Raw genomic sequence first — 23693 nt, forward strand, 5'->3', positions numbered from 1 at the left:
GGAGGGATGAAGATCGCCCGGTTCAGCCACGACGACGCCATCATGTACGGGATCATCGACGACCGCGAGCTCGTGGTCCTGGCCGGGGACCCGATGTTCTCCGGGTACGAGACCACCGGCGCCCGCGTCCCGCTGACCGAGGTCACGCTGCTCGCGCCCGTGATTCCGCGCTCCAAGGTCGTGTGCGTGGGGAAGAACTACCACGACCACGCCGCCGAGATGGGAGGAGCGGCCCCCGAGGAGCCGCTGCTGTTCCTCAAGCCGAACACCGCCGTGATCGGCCCCGACGACGCGATCCTGCGCCCCGTCGCACTCTCCGAGCGGACGGAGTACGAGGGCGAGCTCGTGGTCGTGATCGGGCGGATCGCCAAGAACGTGAAGGCGGAGAACGCCCTCGACCACGTGCTCGGCTACACCATCGGCAACGACGTCACGGCACGCGACCTGCAGCGCAAGGACGGGCAGTGGTCGCGGGCGAAGGGCTTCGACACGTTCTGCCCGCTCGGCCCGGTGATCGAGACGGACTTCGACCCCGCACAGGCCACGATCGAGACGCGGGTGAACGGCGAGGTGCGTCAACAGGCGCCGCTCACCGACATGATCCACTCGGTCGCCGCGATCATCGAGTACGCCTCCGCGGTGTTCACGCTGCTTCCGGGCGACGTCATCATGACGGGGACTCCCGCCGGCGTGGGCACGTTCGAGGCGGGCGACACGATCGAGGTCGAGATCTCCGGACTCGGCATCCTCCGCAACACCGCGCGCGACGCCGCTCCCGCATCATGACCGAGGTCGCCCTCACGGCGACGCAGCAGCAGGCGGTCCAGCGCCGCACCGTGCTCGTGCTGTCGCTGGGGCAGGTGCTCGGCGGCATCGCGTTCGGAGCCACCGTGTCGCTCGGTGCGCTGCTCGCCGCGGACATCTCCGGCAGCGACGCGCTCTCCGGGCTCGCGACGGCGTCGGTGACCTTGGGAGCCGCGGTCTGCGCGATCCCGCTCGCCCGGATGGCCGCGCGCCTCGGACGGCGTCGCGCTCTGACCCTCGGCAACCTCTTCGCCCTCATCGGCATCGCCGTGGTGATCCTCGCGGCGTCCGTGCGCGTCTTCCCGCTCCTGCTCGCCGGCATCCTGCTGATCGGTGCGGGGAACGCGGGCAACCTGCAGTCCCGGTTCGCGGCGACGGATCTCGCGGCGCCGCAGCATCGTGGGCGCGACCTCTCGATCGTCGTGTGGTCCACGACGATCGGCGGCGTGGCGGGGCCGCTGCTGCTCGGCCCGGGGGAGGTCGTCGGGCAGGCGATCGGCATGCCCCCGCAGACGGGTTCCTACGTCTTCTCGTTCGTCGCGCAGTGCGCGGCGCTCGTGCTCTACCTCGTCGCCCTCCGCCCGGATCCGCTGCTCGCCGCACAGAGACTCGCGCAGGCGGCGGCCGCCACGACGAGCGCCGCCGTGGCGGACCGCCCGCGGGTGGCCCGCTACGCGATCTTCGCGATCGCGGGCTCGCACGTGGTGATGGCGTCGGTCATGGCGATGACCCCCGTGCATCTGTCCCACATGGCGCACGGCGCCCACGGGGCGGCGGCGACTTCGGCCGACGTCTCGGCGCTCGTCGGCATCACCATCGCACTGCACGTCGGCGGCATGTACGCGCTCTCGCCGGTGTTCGGCGTGCTGGCCGACCGCTGGGGGCGGCTGCGCGTGGTGCTGCTCGGGCAGGCTCTGCTCGGCGGCGCCCTGGCCTTCGCCGTCTTCGCGGGCACCGCGGCGTGGGGCGTCATGGTGGCGCTCATCCTCCTCGGCCTGGGGTGGAGCGCCGCCACGGTCGCCGGCGCCGCCCTGCTCACCGAGGCGTCCGCACCCGACGTCCGCACGCGGCGACAGGGACGCAGCGACTCGCTGATGAGCCTGTCGGCCGCCGCCGGGTCGGTCCTCGCCGGCGTCGTGCTGGCGAACTTCCAGTACGCCGGGCTCGGCATCGCGGCCTCCGTGCTCGTCCTCGCGATCGTCGCGCTGTCGCCGCTCGCCCGGAGCAGCGCGCGGTGAAGGCCTGGGGCGGTGTCGGAGAGGCCTATGCCGCCTCGTACGCGGCCCTGTGCGCGGGGACTTTCGACGTTCTCGCCCCCGCCCTCGGACCGGCGGAGGGTCGCAGCCTCCTCGACGTCGGGGCGGGGGAGGGGGGCCTCGCGGCCCGCTTCGCCGGCCTGGGGTGGGACGTCACGGCCTGCGAGCCCGAGCCGACCATGCGCGCCGTCGCCCACCGGAGCCACCCGACGCTGCGCATCGTCGACGGCGGCTTGCCGACGCTGCCGTTCGCCGACCGTTCGGTCGACGTCGTCGTGGCGAACTTCGTGCTGAACCACGTCTCCTCCCCGCGGACCGCCGCCCGGGAGCTGGGTCGGATCGCACGGGAAGCGGTCGCCGCGACGACCTGGACCCGTTCCCCGTCGTGGTTCTGGAACGAGGTCGTCGAACGCGCGGGGCTGAAGCCGTCCGCGGGGGAGAGGCTTCCGGCCGAGGAGGACTTCGACCGCACGGCGGACGGCTTCGCGGCCATGCTCGTCGAGGCCGGACTCCCGGAGGTGACGGTCAGCGAGCACATCTGGACCTGGCCCGCCGACCCGGACGCCCTGTGGGTCTCGGTCGAGGGCGGCGTGGCCGGCGCCGGGGCTCAGTATGCCGGGCTCTCCTCCGCCGAGCGATCCCGGTTCCGCGTGGGGTTCGAGGAGACCGTCGCGGCGCATCGGGTGGGTGCGGTGCTCCCGCTGGAGCACCGCGCGGCGGTCGCGGTCTCGCGCCGGGGCTGACCGGCCCGCACCCGTAGAATCGAAGGGCTATGGCTACTCCGCATCCCCTCACCACGACCGCCAGCGGCGCCGACGTCCGCGTCCGCTTCTGCCCCTCCCCGACGGGGCTGCCGCACGTCGGCATGGTCCGCACGGCTCTGTACAACTGGGCGTACGCCCGGCACAACGGCGGGAAGATGGTGTTCCGCATCGAGGATACCGACGCCGCCCGCGACAGCGAGGAGAGCTTCCGCCAGCTCGTCGACGCGCTCACGTGGCTGAAGATCGACTGGGACGAGGGCGTCGAGGTCGGCGGCCCGCACGCCCCGTACCGCCAGTCGGAGCGGCACGACATCTACCGCGAGGTCATCGACAAGCTCCTCGCGACGGGCGCGCTCTACGAGAGCTACTCGACGGCCGAGGAGATCGACGCCCGCAACGAGGCCAACGGCCGCGCGAAGCAGCTCGGCTACGACAACTTCGACCGTGACCTCACCGATAAGCAGAAGGCCGCCTTCCGCGCCGAGGGTCGGCAGCCCGCCCTCCGCCTGCGGGTGCCGGACGAGGACCTCACGTACGTCGACCTCATCCGCGGGGAGGTCACCTTCCCCGCGGGCTCCTTCCCGGACTTCGTCGTCGTGCGCCCCAACGGTGTGCCGCTGTATACGTTCGTAAACCCCGTCGACGACGCGCTGATGGGCATCACCCACGTGCTCCGCGGCGAAGACCTCATGCCGTCCACCGCGCGCCAGCTCTCGCTCTACGCGGCGCTCATCGACGCGGGTGTGACGACGTTCGTGCCGCGGTTCGCCCACATGCCGCTCGTGCTGGGGGAGACCGGCAACAAGAAGCTCTCCAAGCGCGACCCGCAGGCCGATCTGTTCCTGCACCGGGAGCGCGGCTTCATCCACGAGGGCCTCCTGAACTACCTCGCGCTCCTCGGCTGGTCGATCGGCCCGGACCGCGACGTCTTCTCGCTCGACGAGTTCATCGCCGCGTTCGACATCGAGAACGTGAATCCCAACCCGGCCCGCTTCGACCAGAAGAAGGCCGAGTCGATCAACGGCGACCACATCCGCATGCTCGACGTGAAGGACTTCGCCGAGCGCACGGTGCCGTATCTCGCTGCGGCCGGCCTGTTCGACGAGCCGACCCACGAGCAGCTCGTCCTCGCGTTCCGTGCGGCTCCGCTGGTGCAGGAGCGCGTGCAGCTGCTGGGCGAGGTGCCGGGCATGCTCGGCTTCCTGTTCCGCGACGAGGTGTCGTATGACGCGGACGCGCTCAAGGGGCTGCCGGCCAACGCCGCCGAGGTGCTCGACGCCTGCGTCACCGCCCTGGAGCCGGTCACGGACTTCACCCCGGAGAAGATCCAGGAGGCGCTGTCGACGGCGCTCGTGGAGAACCTCGAGCTCAAGCCGCGCGTGGCCTACGGGCCGCCGCGTGTGGCCATCACCGGGCGCCGCGTCTCGCCGCCGCTGTTCGAGTCGATGGAGCTGCTGGGCAAGGACGAGTCGCTGCGCCGCCTGCGCGCGCTCTCGGCGTTCCTCGCGAACTGATCCGCGACGCGCCCGAGCGGCGACACGGCACCGGTGGTTTTGGTGATCGGTCGCCGCTCGGGTAAGCTTGATTCTCGGTGCGAGGCTCCGGTTTCGCCCTTGGGGTATGGTGTAATTGGCAACACGGCTGATTCTGGTTCAGTTGTTCTTGGTTCGAGTCCAGGTACCCCAGCCATACGAACGTTAATCGAACCATGGTCAAATGAACTGACTGTGGAACGAACTGAACTCCCCGCTCGCGAGCGGGGAGTTTCTGTTTTTCCCTGGTTGTTCTGCCCTTCCGCAACAGCGATCTCGCCGCCGACCTCGCGGAGCCGATTGCTAATCGCCCGCCGCTCGCCTGAGACGTGCACGCGGCTGTCTTCGACCCGCACGGTCATGCTGTCGAAGTACGCGGTGAGCAAATCGCGACGCACGGTGTCTGAGGCTCGCCTGTAGAGCTCGCCGGGGTCGCTGAGCAGGTCGATGTACGCGAGCGCCGTCTCGGTTCCGTACTGCAGGCGGTCGGCTGTCACCTCGAGCTGTTCGAGCACGGCCTCCTTCTGCAGGGTGGTCTTCTCGATTCGTTCACGGATCTTGGCGATGGGCAGTGAGCCCGTCGCCGCGAGTTCGATGAGTCGCTCTTCTTGCGCTTCGAGCTTGCGGAGTTGCTTCGTGAGCTGGGCCTTGACGTCGCGGTCCTGGGCGAGGATGTTCGCGATCGACTTGTTCACCGCATCGCGGATGTCTTCGATCGCGTCCGGAGACAGTGCTTCGGCAGCGACGACGGGGAGGACCTCGCCCTCGATCTGTTCGACGCGAAGCCACGGCAGTGAGCACTCCTTGTGTTGGCGAGCCGTGCACACGAGGTACTCATACGTGCCACCGTTGCCGGCGTTCTGGCTGTACACGAGCCGACTGGTGCGGCCAGCGTCTTTGCACGGCCCGCAGTAGAGCAGGCCCTTCAGGTAGTGGAAGTGGACGATGTCGCGGTCGCCTTTGCGATTGCGGTGGTCCAGCACCTCTTGCACCTTCAGGAATGTCTCCTTGGAGACGAGGGGCTCGTGCCTGCCGACGTACAGGCTGCCTTTGTAGCGGATGACACCGGTGTAGTAGGGGTTGCGCAGGATGAGCGCGAGGCGGCTGCGGCTCACTGCCTGAGCAGGTCGGGACGGTGAGGGGCGTGTCGTGAGGCCGCGCTCTTCGAGCATGTGCGTCATTTGGGAGATTGAGTATCGCCCGGTGGCGTATTGCTCGAAGGCCCACGCGACGAGCGGCGCCCGCTCGAAGTCGACATCGATCGTGTTCACGAGTCGGCCGTTGAAGTCTTTGCGGACGTTGAGGTAGCCGAGCTTGGCGCGTCCGACCGTGCCGCCCTGCTCGACTTTGTGGGCCATCTTCACCTTGACGTCCTCGCCGTTCATACGGACTTGGACTTCGTTCATGATGTCGGTGATGGCCTCCATCGCGTCAGCCATGTAGCCCTCGCCGAACTCTTCCTTGGCCGAGATGAGCCGCACACCCTTTTCGAGTAGTTGGCGTTTGGTGATTGCTGCATCGGTGAAGTTTCGGAAGACGCGTGAGCGCATGTAGATCACGACGTACTTCACTTGAGGGTGCTCATCGACGTAGCGCAGGAGCTTCTTGAACTCCGTGCGCTTTGAGATGGTCTGTGCTGACTGGCCAGGCTCAACGAACTCCTTCGCGACCGTCGCCCGTAGCTCGCGCACCTTCCGCAATGCCTCCACACGCTGGGTCGCGATGCTGTTGCCGTCTTCATCGATGTCCGCAGCCGTGTGCAACTGCCGCGGGGTCGAGACGCGCAGGTAGACGACGGCCTGAGCGAGGCCCGTGTGACCGCCCTCGGGCGCTCGCCCCGTGTGCGCGTTCAACAGGTGTTCGAGCCCGTCAAGTGAGTTGACGGGTGCCTCCGGACTTGCGATTCCCAGGTTTTGTGGGCTCATAAGTGGGTTCCCTCCGTTTAGGTCCTCCGGATTAACCCTCTGTTGGCCCTCGAAGTCCAGCCCCTCTTCGGCGCTCCGGGGGCTTTCGGGCGGGCCCACCGGTGTCGCCCGGGCGTTGTAGAAATTGCTTCGGTCGTCATCGCTTGTCATGGCAACCTCCGTTGCTCCTGATGTCGGTGATCGTGCTGCCGCGAGTTACGCCGCCGGCCCGTCTGGGCGGCCCGGTGGCCTTGTGGCACCCATGGGCGCTCTCGCACGCGTTGGGGCCTCGTGTGGCCGTTCAGGGGCCTCAGGAGGGCTTGGGTGCGGGGCAGCGGTTGACCCCGCGCCCGAGTCGTACTGCTCTTGCGCGAGGCGCAGGAGCGCTCGACCGAGGTGGTGAACTTCGATCGTGTTGCGGCGCTCAGGCGATATCCGGATGCGGCGATTTGTGAGCGTCCGACCTCCCCGTCGAGGAGCGTGGTGAGTGCTCTGCGGGCGCCAAGCATCGCTACTTGTTGAAGACATGGAGTGCCTCCTTCCCTTCGACGACGTCGTACACCTCGCGCAGTCGGGCCATGAGGGGCTCGTAGTTCCAGTCGAGAGCTTCCGGCTCGAGACCGTTGTCGATGCACCAGTCCGCGAGGCTGGTCTGCCAGTCCTCGAGCGGGCTGAGCGCGCGGAGCGCCGCCTCTTCGGACTGGAAGGTTCCGGCGAAGGCTTCGTGGAAGCTCTCCATGATGTCGTCGGTGCCGACGCTGACGTCAGGAAGTGACAGGAAAGCTTGGAGTGCTTCGTCTTGGTCGAGCTGGAGCGTGGTGAGGAGCTCGATGAGCTCGTCCTCGTGGCCGCTGTGCCAACTGGCAGGGACGTTGACAATGAATCGCCCGTCCCCGACCCGCACGCTTGTACGCACCAGTAGTTGGTCGAGCTTAGGTGGCAGGTGCTCGTTCATGAAGCGCCGGCCGGAGCCGGTGTTCTCCTTCTGCACGAGGTAGGTGCCGAGCCAGTCGATCATCTCCTTGGTCACCGCGTCGGCTTGTTCGTCGCCGTAGAGGTCGAGGTACTCGTCGCGAAGCGACAGGTAGTTGCCTTCTCCGGTGCGACCGAAAGTGGCGAGGGCGCTGCCCGGGCCGTAGGCGCGTCCCAAGGCGTGCGCGATGCAGCGAGCGGTACCTTCGTCGATCTCCTCACCTTCAGCGGTCGCCTGGGCGATGCCGTCTGCGATCGGAGTGAGGAAGCGGTCTCGGGCAACGACAAGTCGTCGCCAGTCAGGGCGTGCGCGTTCCGGCGAGGGCCGGGCTTCTGCTGTCATGTGCGATCCGTGTTCGCTCATGATCGGCCTCCTTTCGTGATGATGTAGCGGCCGAGCGCATCGACCCACCCTTCACGCTCGGGTGGGACTGAGGCGTCGCCGAGTTCGCGAAGGGCGGCCTCCGCATCGAGTTCTCCGGTTGCGGCAAAGCGTTCGAGCGCTGTGCCTGGGCCGTCGTGCAGGGTCGCGGCGAGGAGCCGCGCGATGCCCTCGTCGGCGACGGTCGTATCGCCGTAGCTCCAGTCGTCGAGGATCTGAAGTGCGGTGTCGGCCTGGTCGAGCGAGGCCGGCACTACGGGGTCAAAGTTGAAGGGAATCTGATGTCTTGAAGTGGTCAAAATGAACCTCCTTTCGTGAAGTTGGTGATGGGGCTCAGGAAGCGCGTCAGCGTTTCGGAGCCGTGCAGCGGTACATGTGTTCGAGCCAGGCTCGCTTCGTGGTGAACCGCTTGAGGCAGTCAGGGCACATGCACATGGGGTCGTCCTTTCAGTTAGTGAGTGATGGAGAGAAAGCTCTGCAGCGCAGGAAGTGCGTCGGCCTCCGCGCAGATGCTGAAGAGGTCGACCGGAAGGTCGGTCTCTCTTCGAATCGCGGTCCGGAGCTTGCGAGCTCGTTCGGCATCTGGAGTGATCCAGAGCACAGCCGGGAAGACACTGCTCCTCGCCTGCTCAATGCCGCTCTGCCGGTACTGCTGGTAGGTGCGGCACTTCTTGAGCACGGCGGGCAGGTGTTCGGTGCCGCGGTCGATCTCGACGAAGACGTGTGCTTCGACATCGGAGTTGGCCACGACCAGGAACAGGTCGGGTTTGAGCGTCACCACGCCGAGCGCGCTCTGGAACGGTCGCCAGCAGCTGGGCTCAGTGTCGAGTTCGAGGACGTCGAGCACGGTGCCCAGCTCTGCCTCCTTGACGGTGACGGCGAACTCGGCCACCGCGAGGGTATGAGCGAGAAAGTCGCGACTTGGCGTCACGAATCGTCGCCTGCCTGCTTCGCCGCGCCGAGCTCGGACGAGCCGTTCGCCAGTTGCCGCCAGGTGCCAGACGGTGGCAGCGGAGCCTCGCAGTGGTCCGCCCACGCGCCGGTCGATGCGGGCGATGAAGCCGTGGGCTTCGAGTCGCAGCAGGACACGGTTGGCGAGACGGGTTGCGGTCGGTGCAGTGGCGTGGAGGCCGTGAGGTCCGGCTGGGAAGTGCAGCCGCTGGACGAGTCGCGTTGAGAGTGCTCGGAAGCGTTCGAGGTCGGCGAGGATCTGGCTGTCGCGTTCAGTGAGCAGGCTCTCGAGGTAGCGCACCTTGGTGGGCGTTCAGGTGTCGGTCATCGGGCACCTCCAGGTTGAGCCTGCTGGGCCGAGCCTGCACCGCTCGAATGAGCGGGAGTCCCATCCCAAATGGGCGGGATGAGGCCGGAAGCTGGCCGATTGGTGCACCACGACGGAGCTGCGACTGGCGCATCGACTCGCGCACTTCCCCCACTTCCGAAAGTCGCTCGCACGGCCGTCATGAGCGCCTCCGCTTCACTGGCGACGACGCGCTCGAGGAGACCGCGGGCGGGGGGTCTGCAGTTGTCAACGGGTCGGCGCTCGGGGGAGCGGCTGCGGCGGCAGCTTGTCGCTTCTGGAGTTCTGTCTTGATGGAGCGGCCGTGGCCGAGACGTGGCGGTGGTTCCAGCGTCCGGGCGGACATCCAGCCGCTCGGCCCTTGGCTCGTCAGCAGGGTGGTGTAGATCTCGTACTGGGGCAGCTCCTGAATGTCTGCGGCGGAGAGCGCCGGGCTCGAGCTGGCGATTCGGTTGGCCTCTTTCGCGCTGGTGGCGTAGATGACCTTGCTCTTGGTGTTGATCTCGATGGCATCGGCGAGCTCGCTGCCCATTTGGTAGAAGCCCTGTCCGAACAGCGCCCAGCCGACGCCGTACGAGCGTGAGATCTCAAGGGCCGCTTCAAGGGGCACAGGGAGCTTGAGGAACTTCCTCACCTCGTCGACGTAGACAAAGCCGGGTCGCTCCTTCGGGTTCTTCTCGTTGGCGCGCTCTTGGGCGGACATGAAGACCTCGGCGCAGATGAGCCCGCCGATGAGCTGTGCGGTCTCCGTGCCGGCCAACGCTTCGTTGACGCTGACCAGCACGATCTGGTCGCCTTGCCAGATGTCACGGAGCCGAAAAGGCGGATCGGCCTGCCCCAGGATGGCGGTCGCTCCGCGCCGCATGAGGTAGCGTCGGAGCTTGTTCATCGGCGCAGCGATCTCGTTTTCCTGCTGGGCCGGCTTCAGCGCTTCATAGCGTGCCCAGAACCGAGCGATCTCTGGCTCGCTGGCCACGGCCGGCGTGGCTGTGCGGCGAAACGCTGGGTCCGTGAGGAGCTTCGGGATGTCAAGGAGCGTGTGCGGGCTTGGTCGCCGCTGTCCGTCAATGGCGAGCGTCAGCACGCTGGCATAGAGAATGTCCTCCGTCCTTGGCCCCCACCCGCTGGCGAAGACGCTCTTGAAGACGGCGAGCACACTGTCGGCGACGGCATACGCGTCACGTCCGCGGGCATCGAGCGGGTTGAACCCGGCCGTGCCCTCGGGATCTGCCGGGTCGTACAAGACGACGCGTTCGCCTTCCTCGGGTGTCAGCAGGTCGAGGACGTACTCGACGCCCTGCCCTTTCGGGTCGACGAAGCACACCGGCCGACCGGCGCGGACGTCGGAGAGAAGCCAGGGCACCAAGACGGCCTCGGTCTTTCCCGAACCGGTCGGCCCGAGGATCGCCGCGTGGCTGGTGCGCGCTTGAGCGGTCAGCCCTATCAGACGCTCCGGCCCGGGTGCGGTCCCGACGGCGAAGACGCTTTCTCTGTTCGAGACGGCCTTTGGCACCGGGAGACGCACTGGATGGAGCGGGTCGACGCCGGGAAGGTCAGCTTGGCCGAGTGGCCACCCCAGGAGGGCGGTCAGGTTGGCGGCAGTGAGTTCGAGTCGCGTCCCGGAGGAAACGGCGCGGTTGAGCTTGTCGAGGCTCTCGCGGATGAGTTTCGGCTTCACGCCGATCGCGGCGAGCCCGTGCAGGCTGCCGAACAGGCCACGAGCCAGCGCCGCGCGCCGCTCTGGGGTTGCGGCATTGACGCCGATGCGGAGTGTGACCTGAAACCTGGCCTCGCCTGCATGGTCTTGGAGCTTGCGTCGCGTGTCGGAGACGGCCGGTTTCACCCCGTGCCAGAGTCGGGACCCAATTGGTTGGAGCGGGTCCGGATGACCTTGGCGCAGCGCACGGGGTGCCTGGGCTCGTCCAAGTAGGACTTGCAGAGCGACCGTCTCGCCCTGCTTCCGCGAGGCCAGCGCGGAGTACAGGCTGGCAGTCACGATCTCGGGATCGGGGGAGCCGGGCGGGAGTCCCTGCTGACGAGCTTCCACGCGTCCGGCCGATGCAGCCGCGTGACGCGTTGCGCTGCCGTAAATGATCCTGGGCACGAAGCCACGCAACAGGTGCTTGAGCTGATGGACGCTTGTCGGCGTGCAGCCCAGGATGTACTGGATGCCGTCGTCGCCCGCTCGGACTTCGAACGCGAGGGGCCGCGGGATGTCCGGTCCGGCCAAACGGGCCAGCAGGTTCGTGACTGCGGCGCCGTCGAGCGGTCGCGGCAGGTACAGGCGGGTGTAGACGAAGGGGTCAGGCATTGCCGGCCCCTTCGCTGGCGGTCTGCCACTGCGGGGCTTCGAGGGCTCGCTCGCGGGCGAGACGCGCCTGATAGTCGGCGCGAGCCTCTACCTCACGCTGGGCTCCAGAGAGCGCGATGTTGGTGACGACGAGAGCGATCGCTTCCGGGCTGTGGTCGCCCCGGATGGTCGTCACATAAACGTGCCGATTTCGGCGCCGGTACGAGCGACGCTTGGCGGTGTGGTGGGTCATGATTCACCTCCTTTCGGGTTCGGATTGGTAAGAACGGGCTCGGCGGCTGCGGAGGCCTCCGGAGCGCAGAGCGGATGACCGTTTATGAAGTAGACCCGGTCTTTTGTCAATCCCTGTTGTGTATTCCACATCGTTCGGTCAGAGGTGAACGTGTTCATGCTCACCACCGCCTGTCCCGCTGCCAGCGGATGAACCAGACGGCGGCCCAGATGAGCCCGGCGAGGGCGGCCGCCAGGAGCAGCCACCCCCAGAACTGCGCCAGGAGATGCAGCGCCAGCCAGAGCGCGATCACTCCGGCCAGGGCCAGCAGGCAGCCGCGGAAGAACCTCTGCATGATCGTCTCCGGTCTCTCGTCTCCGGGCTCGTTGTCTCCGTGTCCGAACACGACTCAGCCCTCGCCTTCTCCGTCGCCGACGGAGGGAGTCATCTCGCCGTCGTCCTGGCGGGCGTAGTCGCTCGGCACCGGGTAGCCCCACGGCGCGAGCGAGACGTCGCTCTCGATCTCGTTGCCCCACACGCTCCAGTTCGGCGCGGGCGGGCGGCGCCGAGCGAACAGCTCCAGCTTCTTCGTGTCCCGCCCGGAGACACGGTCCGCGATGGCGTAGAACTCGTCCGGCTTGACCGAGTGCTCCTGAAGCGGCGCGAACACCCAGGTCGGCTGGCTGCGGAACTGCACCGGCGCCTTGCCTCGCGTGCCGAACAGGACGTGCTCGGTGGCATTACGCAGGTAGTTGCCGAGGGTAAAGCGCGGCTTGACCCAGGTGAGTGGCGAGCGTGGGATGAACCCCCACGCCTCCATGACGTCGTAGCCGACGCGGAGCGTCGCATTCGTCACCCACAGATAGAGGTGGGCGTTGTCCTCGGCGAGGGCTTGGACCGCCGGGCCCATGGCCTTGATCTGCTCCAAGGTCATGAGGTCGTAATGCTGGTCGGCTCCGAAGCTTCCCTTCTGCTGCACGTCCCAGGGCGGGTCTGCCGCGATTACGCCGTAGCGCTGCAGCGAAGCGGCGATCTCCTGATCTGCCGCCGCAGGGGGCGCTGCTGCGGTCTTCGTAGTGGTGGTCATGATGAGCCTCCTCTCTCGCCCGTGGTTACGGCGGGCGGACGGATGAGTAAGAACGGGTCGAGTCGAGATGTCAATGCGCCGATCGCGGCGTGACGGAGGCGAAGTCCGCCACTGCAGCGACTGCGATTGGTGCAGGCAGGAACTGGGCTCGCGCTCGGACTTGGTCACGACAGCACGTGCTTCCCGTGCGGGGTGTGCAGCACGGAGTAGCGAGACGCCCGACGAGTCGACGTGAGCGATCGGTGGATCGCCGCCGCAAACGCGCCAGGCGGGTCACCCGGACTGAGCGGAGTCACCGTGACGTTGTCAGCCGACTCAAGGTCCGGCGGAGTGACCCCGCCGAGCACAACCGCGTGGACGTGACCGGGGAAGCTCGTGACCCGGGAGAGCACGGCGGCAGGATCGTGGTCGGTCAGCTCGTAGTCCGTGAAGTGAGTCATCCGCACGTCGTGGTCTGGGTAGGCCTCGGCGAGCCGCTCCGCTTCCGTCAGGCTCGGGCTGAGGTCGCTGATCCCAGGTCCACCGGGACTCTCCAACGAGGGAACGAGCTTCTTCCCGAGCTGCCGGTCGTTCAGCGCGACAACACCCGATGACCCGTGAGGGTGATCGAAGTGCAGGATCGCGATCTTCGACCGGTCGCTGATGGCCCAGGACGCGACGAGCTTGATAGCCCGCCGCGCTTCCTCGAACCGGTTGCCGACAGGGTCCGCACCGTGCGGAGCCATGATCGAGCCGGAGTCGTCGAAGATCAGGATGTCCAGGCAGGGTCGCTTCGGGTCCAGACCCGGCCACCCGAGCTCGACATAGGGCTCCCGCACGGTGCGCTCGGTGTGCAGCGGCAGCACGCCACCGGGCAGCAAACCGGAGGGCTGGATGTACAGGGTCACTTCGCACCCCCGCTCCGACGAGCCGTCTGCCCGATCGCGGTCGGCTCGGCTGCCGCTCCGTGCCCGACAATCTGCGGATTCCTGCGAAGCACTCCGTAGCGCAGCGACCGCAGGTGATGTGCTGCGGCCTCTCCGCGCTTTGTGTGCTCCGCGGTGATGGAGTCCGCCTCGACGAGCGCTTCCTCTCGAGTTCGCCACGCAGCAGACGCGGCGAGGGTCTCGTGGCGGGCGAGTTCGCGCTGGTAGTCCTTCTCGGTCGTGTCGAGCAGGTCCGCGATGTCGTCGGCGTACATGTAGCTCTCGATCCAGCTGGCCGCGGCGATGGCCGCCGCGATGCCGCCGAACACCAGCCCGACGAGCGGATCCTCCAAGCTGGCCCGGAGCGCGAAGATGCTGGCCGCGATGGTGCCCGCGACCGTCACCGACACCCAGCTCAGGGCTTTGACGAACGGCCACCCCTTATCGGGATGCTCGAACAGGTGCCCGTATTCTCGCTGCGCCTCCGTGAGCTCTTCGGCAGGACGGGCGCGCCGCGCGCGGCTGCGCACGTCGCGCACCTCCGCTCCGGACAGCCCCGCAGTGACCGTGGCGACCGCGGCGCTGACGGCCATGACGGTCGCGAGCACAGGTTCCTCACCCAGCCAGATGAACGACCCAGCGAGCGTCGTGACGTCGCCGATGAGCAGCCCCGTCTTGGCGAGGTAGTGCCACTTCGTCGCGCCGGGAGGGCGGCGCCGAAACGACCCGAGGGCGTCGTGGGCGCGAGTGTGCCGGCCTTCCGCGGCGGTCAGCATCGGGAGGTGCCCCTCGATGAGCCGCTCCGCTTCGGAGGCAGCGGGCCCGAGGCCCGCCGCTTCCTTCGCCGCCTCGCGGCAGGCTTCCAGCCCGGTGGCGTCGAACAGCGGCGGCTGCTCGTCCTCCAGTGCGCGGCGCTCCAGTTCCAGGTAGGTCTCGCCGAGTTCTGACGGCCGGGTGACGGCGCGTGCCTCATCGACGGGCTGCAGTGCGATCTGCTCAGCCTGCGATTCCGCCTGAAGGGCAGCCGCTTCGGAGTCCATGTCGCGTGCCACGCCACTCACCGCCCATCCGTCACGACGAGGCACTTCGCGGCATCGGTGTTAGCGCACAGCCGCGTGTAGAAGGCCTTCAGGCCGGCAATGAAGTCACTCGGCAGGGGGTCGCCGGTGGTCCGGCCGATCCCCACCACGGAGATGCTCGCTCCCGAGAGATCCGGGACGGCCACGGTGTCCGCCAGCGCGGTCGCCTCGGCCTCCGTGAGGGTGTGGTCGATCACGATGCCCTGGTTGGTGAGCCCGTCCGTGTTGAGGGTCACCTGCAGCGCCATGTCGGGCCGCAGGTCGCGGGCTTCACCGAGCAGACGGAACAGTCCGGTGACGTCGGTCCCGCCCTCGGGGAGGAGCTTTACGGCCGGGGCGTAGTTCTTGGTTACTTCGGCCATGACCTCCTCGACCATGTCCGGAACGCGCCGGAGCTTGGCGATGTCGGTGCTCCCGGCAGCCTCGAGGTCTCCGTCGTAGATGGGAGCGGTGACGGAGTTGGTGCCAAACGCGGACACACTGAGGTGCCCACCGCACACGGCTACCCTCTCGACGTCGGCTTCGATCGTGGCGAGGTACTCCCGGGCGATCTCGGCGCTTTGCGTCGTGCCGGAGCCGTCGCTGAGGTTGAGCGCGTTGAGCGGCCGGTCCGGGCAGTTGGCGAGTGTCGCCTGGAGGCGACCGAGTTCGCCGGGCGCGTGGCCGGTGCAGCTCGTCAGGGCGACCGAGCTGGCCACGATGGCGGTGGCGATGATGCCGACGCGACGAGTGCGACGCGATACTTGAGGGGTCATGGGATGTCCTTCTTCCTTTGATCTGTTGCAGGTGATGGGATGGGTACTTCGCGATGACAAGGGGTGGCTCAGTTGGCGCTGAGCCACCCCGCTTCTGAGTTCGGGGCCGGTTCCGTTGCGGCCGTGGTCAGGACGCTCAGGCGTCGGCATTGTCGTCGCTGTTGAGCGCCTCGAAGATGCGGCGGCCCAACCGACTGCCGTCGCGCAGCGCAGACCGCAGGACCTGGCTGAGCCGCTCCGGGTCTCCCTGGAGTTCGGGCAGCAGACGGAGCTGGGCGCGAGCCCGGGTCATCGCGTTGCGGAGGTCCGCCGCGAGACTGACGATCACGCCGTCCAGCAGCCGGATGCCGACCGCGGTCAGGCCGAGACTCTCCGTCGACGGCGACGAGTCAGGCGCGGTCTCCGGCGGCGAGTCCGGTTTGTCCCCGTAGGTGGTCGGATCGGACTGACGCAAGGTGCACTCGATGGCCTGCAGCGTGCTGCGGATCTGGCCGAGATGCTTGATGCCAGGCGGGGCGACGATCGCGCCGCCAGCGAACTCGAGGGCGGGGTGTTGCACGGCGCGCAGCGCCTTCGTGAGGGCATCGGACGCGAACTCCAGGCGGGTGATCGCCGCGAGCTGTGCGCTGGGGATGGTGGACATGAGGTCTCCTTCGTCGGTTAGTGGGTTGGGGTGGTGGAGGTAGTGCTCGTCCGGGTGGGCGGAGACTCGATGAACACCTGCTGGCAGAGGCTGCAGCCGACGGTGCCGTCGAGCCACCAGCCGCGCGCCATCCGTAGCGTCCGCGGCCGGCCACGCTCATCACGGCACCCGCACTGCGCGGACACGTACTTCCCGGTCGCCGGCACGGGGTCGGAGACCGTGGCCACAACGGCGGACGGGGCGAGGGAGGCGCGGCGCCCTTGCTGGTCGGCTGGGAGCAGGCGCAGAGCCTGTTCCAGCTCGAGCACGAGGTCGCTATAGCGCTCCCACCCCAACGTGGACAGGCCGGTCGTGATGTGACCGATGTAGGAGCGCGGACTCTTCTCGACCCGCAGTCCGAGGGCCACGGCGATGCGCGCGAAGATGCGGTTGTGGTAGCGGTTGCCTCGTCCCGAGGTGCCGCGCTGGCCGGTGACGCGCGTGTAGAGGTGCGCCAGCTCGTGACAGATCGTGTCGAAGATTTCCTCGGCACGGGCGGACGCCTCCATCTGCGCGAAGAGAAACACGCCAATGTTGACGTGGATCTCGTCAAGCGCGCGCTCGTCCAGCTGCCACTTCTCCGGCTGGTACGAGCCGTAGGGCCCGAGCGCTCGACCACCGAGCACGACGACGACGCGTGAGCGGAAGGCACCCGTGAGACCCGCGAGCTGCGATTCGTTGCGGACGCAGACTTCCTCTGCGATACGGGCAACCAGCGCGCTGAGAGCGGTGAAGGCGCCCTGACCGGACTCCGATTCGCGTGCGGCAAGCTCGTCCGCGCGGGCGGAGACTCCGCGGCCGGTCACTTCGGGTGCTCCCCGCGAAGGCGCTTCACGATCAGCGAGAGGAGCGCTTCGATCTCGTCGGCATACTCGGCGCCGTCCTGGGCGAGCGGCGCGTTGGGAACGAGCGCGGGGCGCGACGCGTCGAGGTCGCGCAGCGCGAAGCCGAGCTCCGTGACGGCCGCGATGAGGTGCGGAATCGGGTCGGGCTGGGTGGTGTTCACGGGGCTTCCCTTCGAGGCTTGAGAGCCGCTGACACCACCCACATCACTCCGCCCCAGATGGAATGCAACGACCAGACTTGGGGCCCAGCCACGGCTGGTGAGGGCATGCGACCTGGGGCGAATGTGGGGAGAGCTGGGGCACGGCGTCGTCGCAGGAGTGCCGGTTTCAGGCCTACGACCTACAGCCGCTAACGTTCGATTCATGGGGACGAACGAGGACGGCCGAGCGCTCGCGGAGGCGATCCAGGACGTCGTCGTATCCGGTGTACGCGTCGGCCGTAACAACCGCGTCCCGAACGCGGACGACCTGTCGGGTGTCCTGCTCGTCACAATCACTGATCGCCTCGATGAAGCGGCACCCCGGCGCGACGTGCGGTTCGACAAGCAGATCGCGTGGCAGCTGCTTCGTCTTGCAATCACGAGAACGGGTGATGCTCCCGAAGCGGAGCGGCCCCTCCTGGTCGCGGCGTCTCACCTCATCGCTGCGGGCCGTAACCCCGCGGCTCCCGATCAGCCAGCTCCCTACAGCGACTTGAGCGCGCTCGCTCGGTCTGTGGGTATCTCCCCGCAGGCGTTGCTCAAGGCGGCAAACGTGCAGTCCGGCGCCGAGTACCGATCGTCGGCTTCGCTTCGCCAGGCGTACGCCGCGCGCGCGTCGCGGCTCGGCACGAATCGGGACGCCGTCCGCCCGGGTCAAACCAGTACGGGACGGGCGATCAGTCCGGCAATCGCTGCATCCCTACGTCGGACGCTCGACGATACCGTCACGCTTCAGCGCGTGATCGCGGAGGCCACGGCCGCTGGACTTCCGATTCTCCCCGACCCCCAGGAGCGGCCGCATGCGCTCACTGAGGCGCAGGGTGCGCTCTCAGCCCCGCGCTGGACGAAACCGTTCCTGTGGGCCGGTGGGGCTGCGGTGCTGGTCGCGGTCGTGACAACGGGGATTCTGCTCGCAAACGGCATCACCGGCGCGGCCGAAGGTGCTGCTGAGGCGTCGGCGCCGATTGCGACCATTGAATCAGTCGCGAGCAAACCACCCAGGTGGACGATCAACACTGCATTCTGGGTGCCTGCCTCTGCGCCGCTCGAGGAGCTCGAAGCGGCGACGGATGGATGCGCTGACCCCGCGGCGAGGGAGTGGCTCCAGAAGCATGGCGTCTACAGGGATGCGTTCTACTTCACCGTGCGGAACGTCAGCGGCGACACTATCGGGCTCACAGAGGTCGCCTCTCGCGGTACCGTGTCGCCCGCGAAGCCTGGGTTGATCGTGAAGTGCAGCGGCGGCGGGGAGGGCGGTGGAATCGATTGGACGGTACTCGCGCTCGATATCGACGAGGACGCCGTCGCGACGCTGAAGAACACTTCGCAGGTGAGTGACTACTTCTGGCGTGACATGCCCAAGGGCGAGACCAGTGGCATCATGGTCGTCCCCAGCGGCGAGCACGACTTCACCGGCACTCTGACCGCCGACGTCATCCCCCCCGGGGGCAGTTCATCGCGACTGATCGTTCCGGCGCTGGAGGGCGGCGGCGATCGCAAGATCGATTGGCACGGCATGCCAAGCGACAAGACCGTCGTGTACACCCTTCCAAGCCCGGACGACGAACCCCTCTGCACGGTCAATGGCTCTGCCCTCCCGAGTTGCTCCGTCGCGAGTCTTCGAACCGCGCTCGACGATCTCTGGGGTGATCGATGACGCGTCGCCTGCGAATAGTTGTCTTCGCCGGCATCGGTGTCGTCATCACCGTGGCTGTCGTCATCGGCGTGCTCCTTGCCGCGAAGACCTCGCTACTCGTGACCAACGAGGGGCGCCCGGCAGTATCCGGAGACGGGAAGGCGACGAACGTTGCGTATTGGGTTCCGCTGTCGGCGCCGCTCGAAGAACTCGACGCAGAGGGCAGCACCGAGTCCCAATGCGGTGCTCAACTCTCCGCGTGGCTCTCGGAACACGGTTCGCTGCTTCCCTCCCCACAGGCGCTGTTGCTGCGTTCCACATCGGCGGAGCCGCTCCCCGTCTCGTTCACGGCAGATGGGCGCTTCTCCGAGCCGCGCGAGGGCTTTATTCTTCAGTGCGGCACGCCGGCGCTCCCCGCAGACGAACCGGGGAGCGGCGAGCTTGAGTGGGCTCCTCTCCTGCTCCGACTCGACGAGGACGCTCAAGGGAGGCTTCACGCGCTGACCCCAACAACGGACGGGCCGGTTCCCGCCACAGTTACCGTGGAGAGCCCCCGACCCCTCGGCCTCGGCGCACTCATCCAAGGTGACTACGCGTTCGACGGCACTATTCGCGCACACGCTGACGGGGCGCCTGTCTCGCTTCCGATCGAAGGGGCGTCATCCGATGGCACCTCGATCGCTTGGCCAGGTCTGCCCAGTCGAGGCACGCTCCGCGTGGTCGCAGGACTGAATAGCGATGGCACCACGGCGTTCTTCTGCAACGTCGCGAGCTCCATGCAAGCCGGCGGTGTCTGTCTGCCGACCTCCGACAACACGCGCATGACGATTCGTCACCAAGCGCAGCAGATTCGCGCGGACTATCTGACAGTGCGGGATACTGTCGCCGACGCATTCCGTGCGCCGCGTCCGGCTCCCAAGACTGAGTCCCGTACTGCCTTCGTGCGGGTCGATCCGTGGAGCGACCCCGCTCTCCAGGCTGATGACGCCAATGAGCAATTCGAAGGGTGGTGCAGCCAGAGCGCCTTCCGCGCCGACCGCGTCGAGTGCGAGACCGGAGCGGACTGCTTCCTGAGCCAGGACGCGAACACCGCCGCATGCGGAGATCCGTCGACGAACACATGGACGACATACCGAATCCTGGCGCCCGTGCAGCCCGCCAATGACGACGGCTCCGAACCGACACTCTCCCCGGTAGGCCTGAGATTGGTGAATGGTGCTTGGTGCACCTTTCATTCCGGCGGGCCCGACGTCGCCGTCGAGGGATGGGGCGGCTCGGCCGGCGAGTGCGTCGAGCCCGGCGGCGTGGCATATCCGTTTTGGAGCACCTATCCGAGCGGTCCGCTCGGTCAGCCTTACCTCTTCGAGCTTGGGGGTAGCGGCTATCTGAGGATCGCAGTCCGTGAGGGAACACCGGACGAGCCTGACTACGAAGACGTCGGCCAGATCTTCTACTGAGCGCTTCGCAACGCGTCCTTCAATGCCTGCATCTGCGAGTCCACACGGTCGGCACGATCGAACGGACCCGGCATCCGGAAGAGCTTCCCGCCCCACGGTGTCGGCGTCGCCTGGAACCCCACGGTGCTTTTCGTACCCATGACCGCGTCGGCGGGCTGCCGGAAGACACACACGACAAGCGGCACCTCACGGGCACGAAGCGCATCCATGAGTGACGCGCGACCACGTGCGAGCTCCGCGGGTGCGAGGTCGCCCTCGCCACGTGTCGGACGCTTCACCAAGTCGGTGAACCCGACACCCGCGGTCAATGCCGCCTCCTCGAAGAACGTGCCTTGCGCTGGCATCTGGAACAGTCCTGCGTTGGCCAATCGGAGCAGCTGACGTCGCCCGGAGGTGCCTTGGTAGTAGTGTCCGATCTCGACGCTTTTGGAGGCGGGGTTAAGCCCCACGATCATGGCTCTCGTTTTATCGGGCCAAAGATCCGCGAGCGTAAGGATCGGGTCTCCCATCCACACGGCGCGCTCCTGAAAACCCACAAGCGGTCCGTCGGACGTCGTCACGATACACCTCACTGCAAGTCCGGCTACGATGAGCTCTTCGATCTCGACGTCAGCGGAGCCGGCGACTACCCGGCGCAGTCCGGTCGCGGCAATGAAGTCCGATGGTCGCTCACTCACCCCTGGAACGTACCGCGAGAATCAGACCATAAGCACCAGCAGTAGCGTGGGAGGTGAGCGGCGAGACACCAACAGGTATTGACAGATTCGAACAAATATGCGATAGTGCAGGGTAGTTGAAGTTCGCTTCTGATTGGCGACACGTTCAACAGAACGCTCGCCACTTGCCTGGCTCGAAGCGTTCGGGATAGCTCTCTCACCCGTCTTCCGGGTGCGGGAGCGGCGGCACCACCACGGCGCGACTATGCGCGGCGCGTGATGCTGTCGCTCCTGCAACCGCAGGAACTGGGAACCCGAATTTACTGGGGGAGAAAAATGAGCATTGAGACGAGCCCGCGCTCTGGGCCATGGACGATCTATCGGGGCGAAGACATTGTCGACGTCCGAACCGAGCAATACCGCATCCATCAGAACGGAGGCGGCCTTGTGGCTCTCACGGCGCACGTGGCAGCGTCCGTCTACGTCGCCCCGAAGGCGATTATCAAAGATCACGCAATCGTGGTCGGATCTGTTCGTCTTTTCGACCGAGCAGTGATCGAAGACAGCGCTGTCGTAGGTGACGCTTGCACCCTTCGGGGTGACTCAAGCGTCGGTGGCGAGGCAATACTTCGTGGAAGTGTGCAACTCAACCACGAGGCGCGTGTGGACGGAAACGCGAGACTCAGCGGAGGGCTGCAACTACAGTACTTCGCGCGAGTCAGCCAAGGCACACTTGCTGGCGGCATGACCGTCCAGTGAGAGCCACATCCTCGAGCCCGCCTCGAGCGACAAGGAGAAGAGCCCGTGCGGGCGACTTCCGTCGCTCGGCGGGCTCTTCTCATGCTCCGAGCGATGGCCCTACGCGACGAATGAGAGATTGTCATATGTGACGCCTACCCCGGAGCTGTAGTGGCCGACTCCGAATTTGGTCGCGGTGTTGAACTGCGACACAGTCACGTCCGTAAGACCCGGGACACTCACGCCGTTCTTCTTGACCGATATCGTGTCGTCGGACAAGACCACGGAGATGACGTCCCCCGCTGCCCACCCGCCGCCGGTGCCGGTGTAGAGGGTTGTGGTCGCGTTACTGATGACTTGCTGCAGCGTGATTTGTCCGCTCTGCACCGCGAGTCGGAGGTGGTTGATTTGGGTGACGTACCTGAGCAGCAGCATTGCTGCGTTCACCGTTGCTCCGCTGATGGTGACTGAGCATGCCCCGCTCGGGGTACCTGCGTCAGCGACGATCGCCGCGAGCCCGGATGTCACTCCCGCGTTCATGAGCTTTCCACTGCTCGCGTCCCAGGTCCCGAGCCCGTAGATGGTGTATGGCTTGCCGTTGTCCGTGGCCGTGACGGGGCTCTGTGCAGTGTCGAACCCGGCTGTGAAGCCGAGATTCGCCGAGATCGTGTAGCTCATCGAGTTCGACACGACCGCTCTCACTAGCGATGGAGATTGGGGGACGAACCGAGCCGTGATCGTGTACGCCCCGGCCGTGAGGGTCGACGTCTGAACGTTCGCGACGCCTGCCGTGACGTTCGCGTTACCAATCTCCACACCGTTGGCGAGGAACGCGATACGTCCTGCACGATGGGTGGATAAGGTCCCCGTTAACATGACCTGCGATCCCGTTGCCTGGGCGGTGCTCGGCGACGCGGTCAGTGTCAGGTCCGGAGCAAAACGCGCCGCCGCCGCTGCCGCCGCCTTCGCCTCGTAGTTACGCGTATCGATACCTGCGTAGAACGCCTTCGCCAGTTCGACGTGCCCGGCGTGCGATGGGTGAATTCCATCAGTCCAAGTACGCTCACCGGGAGTAATCACATCGAGCACGTCGATGAACGACCGCGACGCCGCAGCGGCAGCATGACGCACCTCTGCGTTCACGGAGGCGAATGCAGACTGTGCGGGACCCCCCACCCAAAGAGCCGGGATTGTCTGGAGCTGACTGAGCGCCGCTCTCACCGCAGCGAACACTGACGACACCGCGCCATTGTCATTGCGGGACCCAAGGGCGACGAGGGCAGTCACCCCGGAGCTAAGGATCTCTGGCGTACGTGTTCCGAAGGGCTGTGCAGAACCCGCGCTTACCCAGCCGGTGCCGCCGATCGAGAAGTTCACGAGGCGGTCCGCGCCAAGCAGCCGTCCAAGGTAGTAGCCGAACGTTTCTAGGCCGGATGCGCCTCCCGTCGACCACCCGGCACCGCGGCCGAAGGAATCAGCGAGGATGCCAATGGGTTTCTGGATCTCACGTTCTGGCCGGTACACGGTCTGCCCGGTCGGAACGACGACCCCACCTACCCTCGCGATGCCTTCGACCTCCACCAGCAGACGCCGCGCCCGTGCAGTAGGGAATGCGATCTTCACGTAGTAGGTGGTTAGAGCTCCGATCGAGAACCGCTGAAGCTCCACCGCGTGCGGCTTCCCGTCGATTAGGACACGGACTCCGATCTTGCCGCCAGCCGCGGTGGTCATGACCGGAATCTCGACGACTGAGTTTGACGCGTCGGTGACGAACTCCTCATTGCAGTAGTACTGCACCCCGACAGCGGAGGGAGCCGGGGCAACCCACCCCACGGCTGGAGAGGTCACACCGATGCATCCGTCGTAGCGGAAGTGCGGATCGAACTCCATGTCCGCAGTTGGAGCGATCGTCGTGCCCGACAAGGTCGATGCTGTGGCGACCGAAATTTGCGGCACGTCCTCCGCTGCCGGAGCAGCGAACACAACATCCCACCACGCCCCCGCGAGCTTCAGCGGGATCCCGTATGTGGTCTGTAGTTCCGTTGAGTCCGCGACCGCCTGCATTGGAACGGTAGTCGCGAGTAGTGTTCCGGTTCCGTCGAGGATCGCTGGCCCGTTTGACGCGCCTGCATTCTTCAACTTCTCGATAGTGACTGCATCATCAGCGAGCATCGAGGTTGTAATCGATTCGTCCGCAACCGGAAAGTGTCAAGGCGGGTG

The 23693-nt window shown here is 66.7% G+C and carries 23 protein-coding genes, 1 tRNA gene and 1 pseudogene; 9 read left to right on the forward strand and 16 right to left on the reverse strand.

Going from position 1 to position 23693, the window contains the following annotated elements; all coding sequences use genetic code 11:
- The first annotated feature begins 6 nt into the window (after nucleotides 1–6).
- The 6 genes from B2W79_RS15415 to B2W79_RS15440 all read left to right on the forward strand — a co-directional run bounded on the left by B2W79_RS15415 (nucleotide 7) and on the right by B2W79_RS15440 (nucleotide 5153).
- Nucleotides 7–786, forward strand: a complete 780-nt coding sequence (locus B2W79_RS15415; protein ID WP_292790960.1) for a fumarylacetoacetate hydrolase family protein — start codon at nucleotides 7–9, stop codon at nucleotides 784–786.
- On the forward strand, nucleotides 783–2042 hold the full coding sequence (locus tag B2W79_RS15420) for an MFS transporter (protein ID WP_292790963.1): 1260 nt from the start codon (nucleotides 783–785) through the stop codon (nucleotides 2040–2042). Before B2W79_RS15415 ends, B2W79_RS15420 begins: the two co-directional genes overlap by 4 nt.
- Nucleotides 2039–2803 (forward strand): class I SAM-dependent methyltransferase, encoded by a 765-nt coding sequence (locus B2W79_RS15425; protein ID WP_292790966.1) that lies wholly within the window; start codon nucleotides 2039–2041, stop codon nucleotides 2801–2803. The genes B2W79_RS15420 and B2W79_RS15425 overlap by 4 nt, the downstream gene beginning before the upstream one ends.
- A 29-nt stretch (nucleotides 2804–2832) precedes the next feature.
- Nucleotides 2833–4338, forward strand: a complete 1506-nt coding sequence (gltX, locus tag B2W79_RS15430) for a glutamate--tRNA ligase (RefSeq protein ID WP_292790969.1) — start codon at nucleotides 2833–2835, stop codon at nucleotides 4336–4338.
- Between the two features lie 100 nt (nucleotides 4339–4438).
- Nucleotides 4439–4513: transfer RNA gene (locus B2W79_RS15435), tRNA-Gln, on the forward strand.
- A gap of 451 nt (nucleotides 4514–4964) precedes the next feature.
- A complete protein-coding gene (locus tag B2W79_RS15440; RefSeq protein ID WP_292790972.1) occupies nucleotides 4965–5153 on the forward strand; it encodes a hypothetical protein in 189 nt (62 codons plus the stop codon).
- A gap of 15 nt (nucleotides 5154–5168) precedes the next feature.
- Here the strand turns inward: B2W79_RS15440 and B2W79_RS17675 are convergent.
- From B2W79_RS17675 to B2W79_RS15505, 14 genes and pseudogenes are all read right to left on the reverse strand, one after another.
- Nucleotides 5169–6431 (reverse strand): annotated as a pseudogene (locus tag B2W79_RS17675) (recombinase family protein); the annotation flags it as partial.
- Nucleotides 6432–6771: 340 nt separating this feature from the next.
- Nucleotides 6772–7596, reverse strand: a complete 825-nt coding sequence (locus B2W79_RS15445; protein WP_292790976.1) for a hypothetical protein — start codon at nucleotides 7594–7596, stop codon at nucleotides 6772–6774.
- A complete protein-coding gene (locus tag B2W79_RS15450; RefSeq protein ID WP_157127932.1) occupies nucleotides 7593–7913 on the reverse strand; it encodes a hypothetical protein in 321 nt (106 codons plus the stop codon). Before B2W79_RS15450 ends, B2W79_RS15445 begins: the two co-directional genes overlap by 4 nt.
- 152 nt (nucleotides 7914–8065) lie before the next feature.
- Nucleotides 8066–8866, reverse strand: coding sequence for a replication-relaxation family protein (locus B2W79_RS15455; RefSeq protein WP_292790979.1), 801 nt, complete (start codon nucleotides 8864–8866; stop codon nucleotides 8066–8068).
- Between the two features lie 205 nt (nucleotides 8867–9071).
- Nucleotides 9072–11222: a type IV secretory system conjugative DNA transfer family protein gene (locus B2W79_RS15460; protein WP_292790982.1), complete on the reverse strand. Its 2151-nt coding sequence runs from the start codon at nucleotides 11220–11222 to the stop codon at nucleotides 9072–9074.
- Nucleotides 11215–11454, reverse strand: coding sequence for a hypothetical protein (locus B2W79_RS15465; protein WP_076690569.1), 240 nt, complete (start codon nucleotides 11452–11454; stop codon nucleotides 11215–11217). The genes B2W79_RS15460 and B2W79_RS15465 overlap by 8 nt, the downstream gene beginning before the upstream one ends.
- A 160-nt stretch (nucleotides 11455–11614) precedes the next feature.
- Complete coding sequence (locus tag B2W79_RS15470) at nucleotides 11615–11788, reverse strand: hypothetical protein (RefSeq protein ID WP_157127933.1); 174 nt, start codon at nucleotides 11786–11788, stop codon at nucleotides 11615–11617.
- A gap of 54 nt (nucleotides 11789–11842) precedes the next feature.
- Nucleotides 11843–12520: an MT-A70 family methyltransferase gene (locus B2W79_RS15475; RefSeq protein ID WP_292790989.1), complete on the reverse strand. Its 678-nt coding sequence runs from the start codon at nucleotides 12518–12520 to the stop codon at nucleotides 11843–11845.
- Nucleotides 12521–12684: 164 nt separating this feature from the next.
- Entirely contained in the window at nucleotides 12685–13407 is a 723-nt protein-coding gene (locus B2W79_RS15480; protein ID WP_076690571.1) for a hypothetical protein, read from the reverse strand.
- The gene (locus tag B2W79_RS15485) at nucleotides 13404–14486 is read right to left on the reverse strand and encodes a hypothetical protein (RefSeq protein WP_292790991.1); all 1083 of its coding nucleotides are present in this window, start codon (nucleotides 14484–14486) and stop codon (nucleotides 13404–13406) included. Before B2W79_RS15485 ends, B2W79_RS15480 begins: the two co-directional genes overlap by 4 nt.
- The gene (locus B2W79_RS15490) at nucleotides 14483–15259 is read right to left on the reverse strand and encodes a hypothetical protein (protein ID WP_076690573.1); all 777 of its coding nucleotides are present in this window, start codon (nucleotides 15257–15259) and stop codon (nucleotides 14483–14485) included. The genes B2W79_RS15485 and B2W79_RS15490 overlap by 4 nt, the downstream gene beginning before the upstream one ends.
- A gap of 136 nt (nucleotides 15260–15395) precedes the next feature.
- Entirely contained in the window at nucleotides 15396–15902 is a 507-nt protein-coding gene (locus B2W79_RS15495) for a hypothetical protein (protein WP_292790993.1), read from the reverse strand.
- Between the two features lie 17 nt (nucleotides 15903–15919).
- Entirely contained in the window at nucleotides 15920–16747 is an 828-nt protein-coding gene (locus tag B2W79_RS15500; RefSeq protein ID WP_292790996.1) for a hypothetical protein, read from the reverse strand.
- On the reverse strand, nucleotides 16744–16947 hold the full coding sequence (locus tag B2W79_RS15505) for a hypothetical protein (RefSeq protein WP_292790999.1): 204 nt from the start codon (nucleotides 16945–16947) through the stop codon (nucleotides 16744–16746). The genes B2W79_RS15500 and B2W79_RS15505 overlap by 4 nt, the downstream gene beginning before the upstream one ends.
- Nucleotides 16948–17149: 202 nt before the next feature.
- Between B2W79_RS15505 and B2W79_RS15510 the strand changes: the two genes are divergently transcribed.
- Together B2W79_RS15510 and B2W79_RS15515 are read left to right on the forward strand one after the other, a co-directional pair.
- Nucleotides 17150–18643 carry a hypothetical protein gene (locus B2W79_RS15510; protein WP_292791001.1) on the forward strand — a complete coding sequence of 498 codons (1494 nt, stop codon included), beginning with the start codon at nucleotides 17150–17152 and terminating at the stop codon, nucleotides 18641–18643.
- Nucleotides 18640–20079, forward strand: a complete 1440-nt coding sequence (locus B2W79_RS15515; RefSeq protein WP_292791004.1) for a hypothetical protein — start codon at nucleotides 18640–18642, stop codon at nucleotides 20077–20079. The genes B2W79_RS15510 and B2W79_RS15515 overlap by 4 nt, the downstream gene beginning before the upstream one ends.
- On the opposite strand, the gene B2W79_RS15520 is transcribed toward B2W79_RS15515, so the two are convergent.
- A complete protein-coding gene (locus B2W79_RS15520; protein WP_292791006.1) occupies nucleotides 20073–20756 on the reverse strand; it encodes a uracil-DNA glycosylase family protein in 684 nt (227 codons plus the stop codon). The two genes, B2W79_RS15515 and B2W79_RS15520, sit on opposite strands and share 7 nt — an antisense overlap.
- A 255-nt stretch (nucleotides 20757–21011) precedes the next feature.
- Here B2W79_RS15520 and B2W79_RS15525 point away from each other — a divergent pair, with 255 nt between their 5' ends.
- Nucleotides 21012–21494, forward strand: coding sequence for a hypothetical protein (locus B2W79_RS15525; protein ID WP_292791009.1), 483 nt, complete (start codon nucleotides 21012–21014; stop codon nucleotides 21492–21494).
- Between the two features lie 99 nt (nucleotides 21495–21593).
- On the opposite strand, the gene B2W79_RS15530 is transcribed toward B2W79_RS15525, so the two are convergent.
- Nucleotides 21594–23645 carry an SGNH/GDSL hydrolase family protein gene (locus B2W79_RS15530; protein ID WP_292791012.1) on the reverse strand — a complete coding sequence of 684 codons (2052 nt, stop codon included), beginning with the start codon at nucleotides 23643–23645 and terminating at the stop codon, nucleotides 21594–21596.
- Nucleotides 23646–23693 lie beyond the last annotated feature (48 nt).

The sequence above is a fragment of the Microbacterium sp. UBA7513 genome (assembly GCF_002478345.1).
GTDB lineage: Bacteria > Actinomycetota > Actinomycetes > Actinomycetales > Microbacteriaceae > Microbacterium.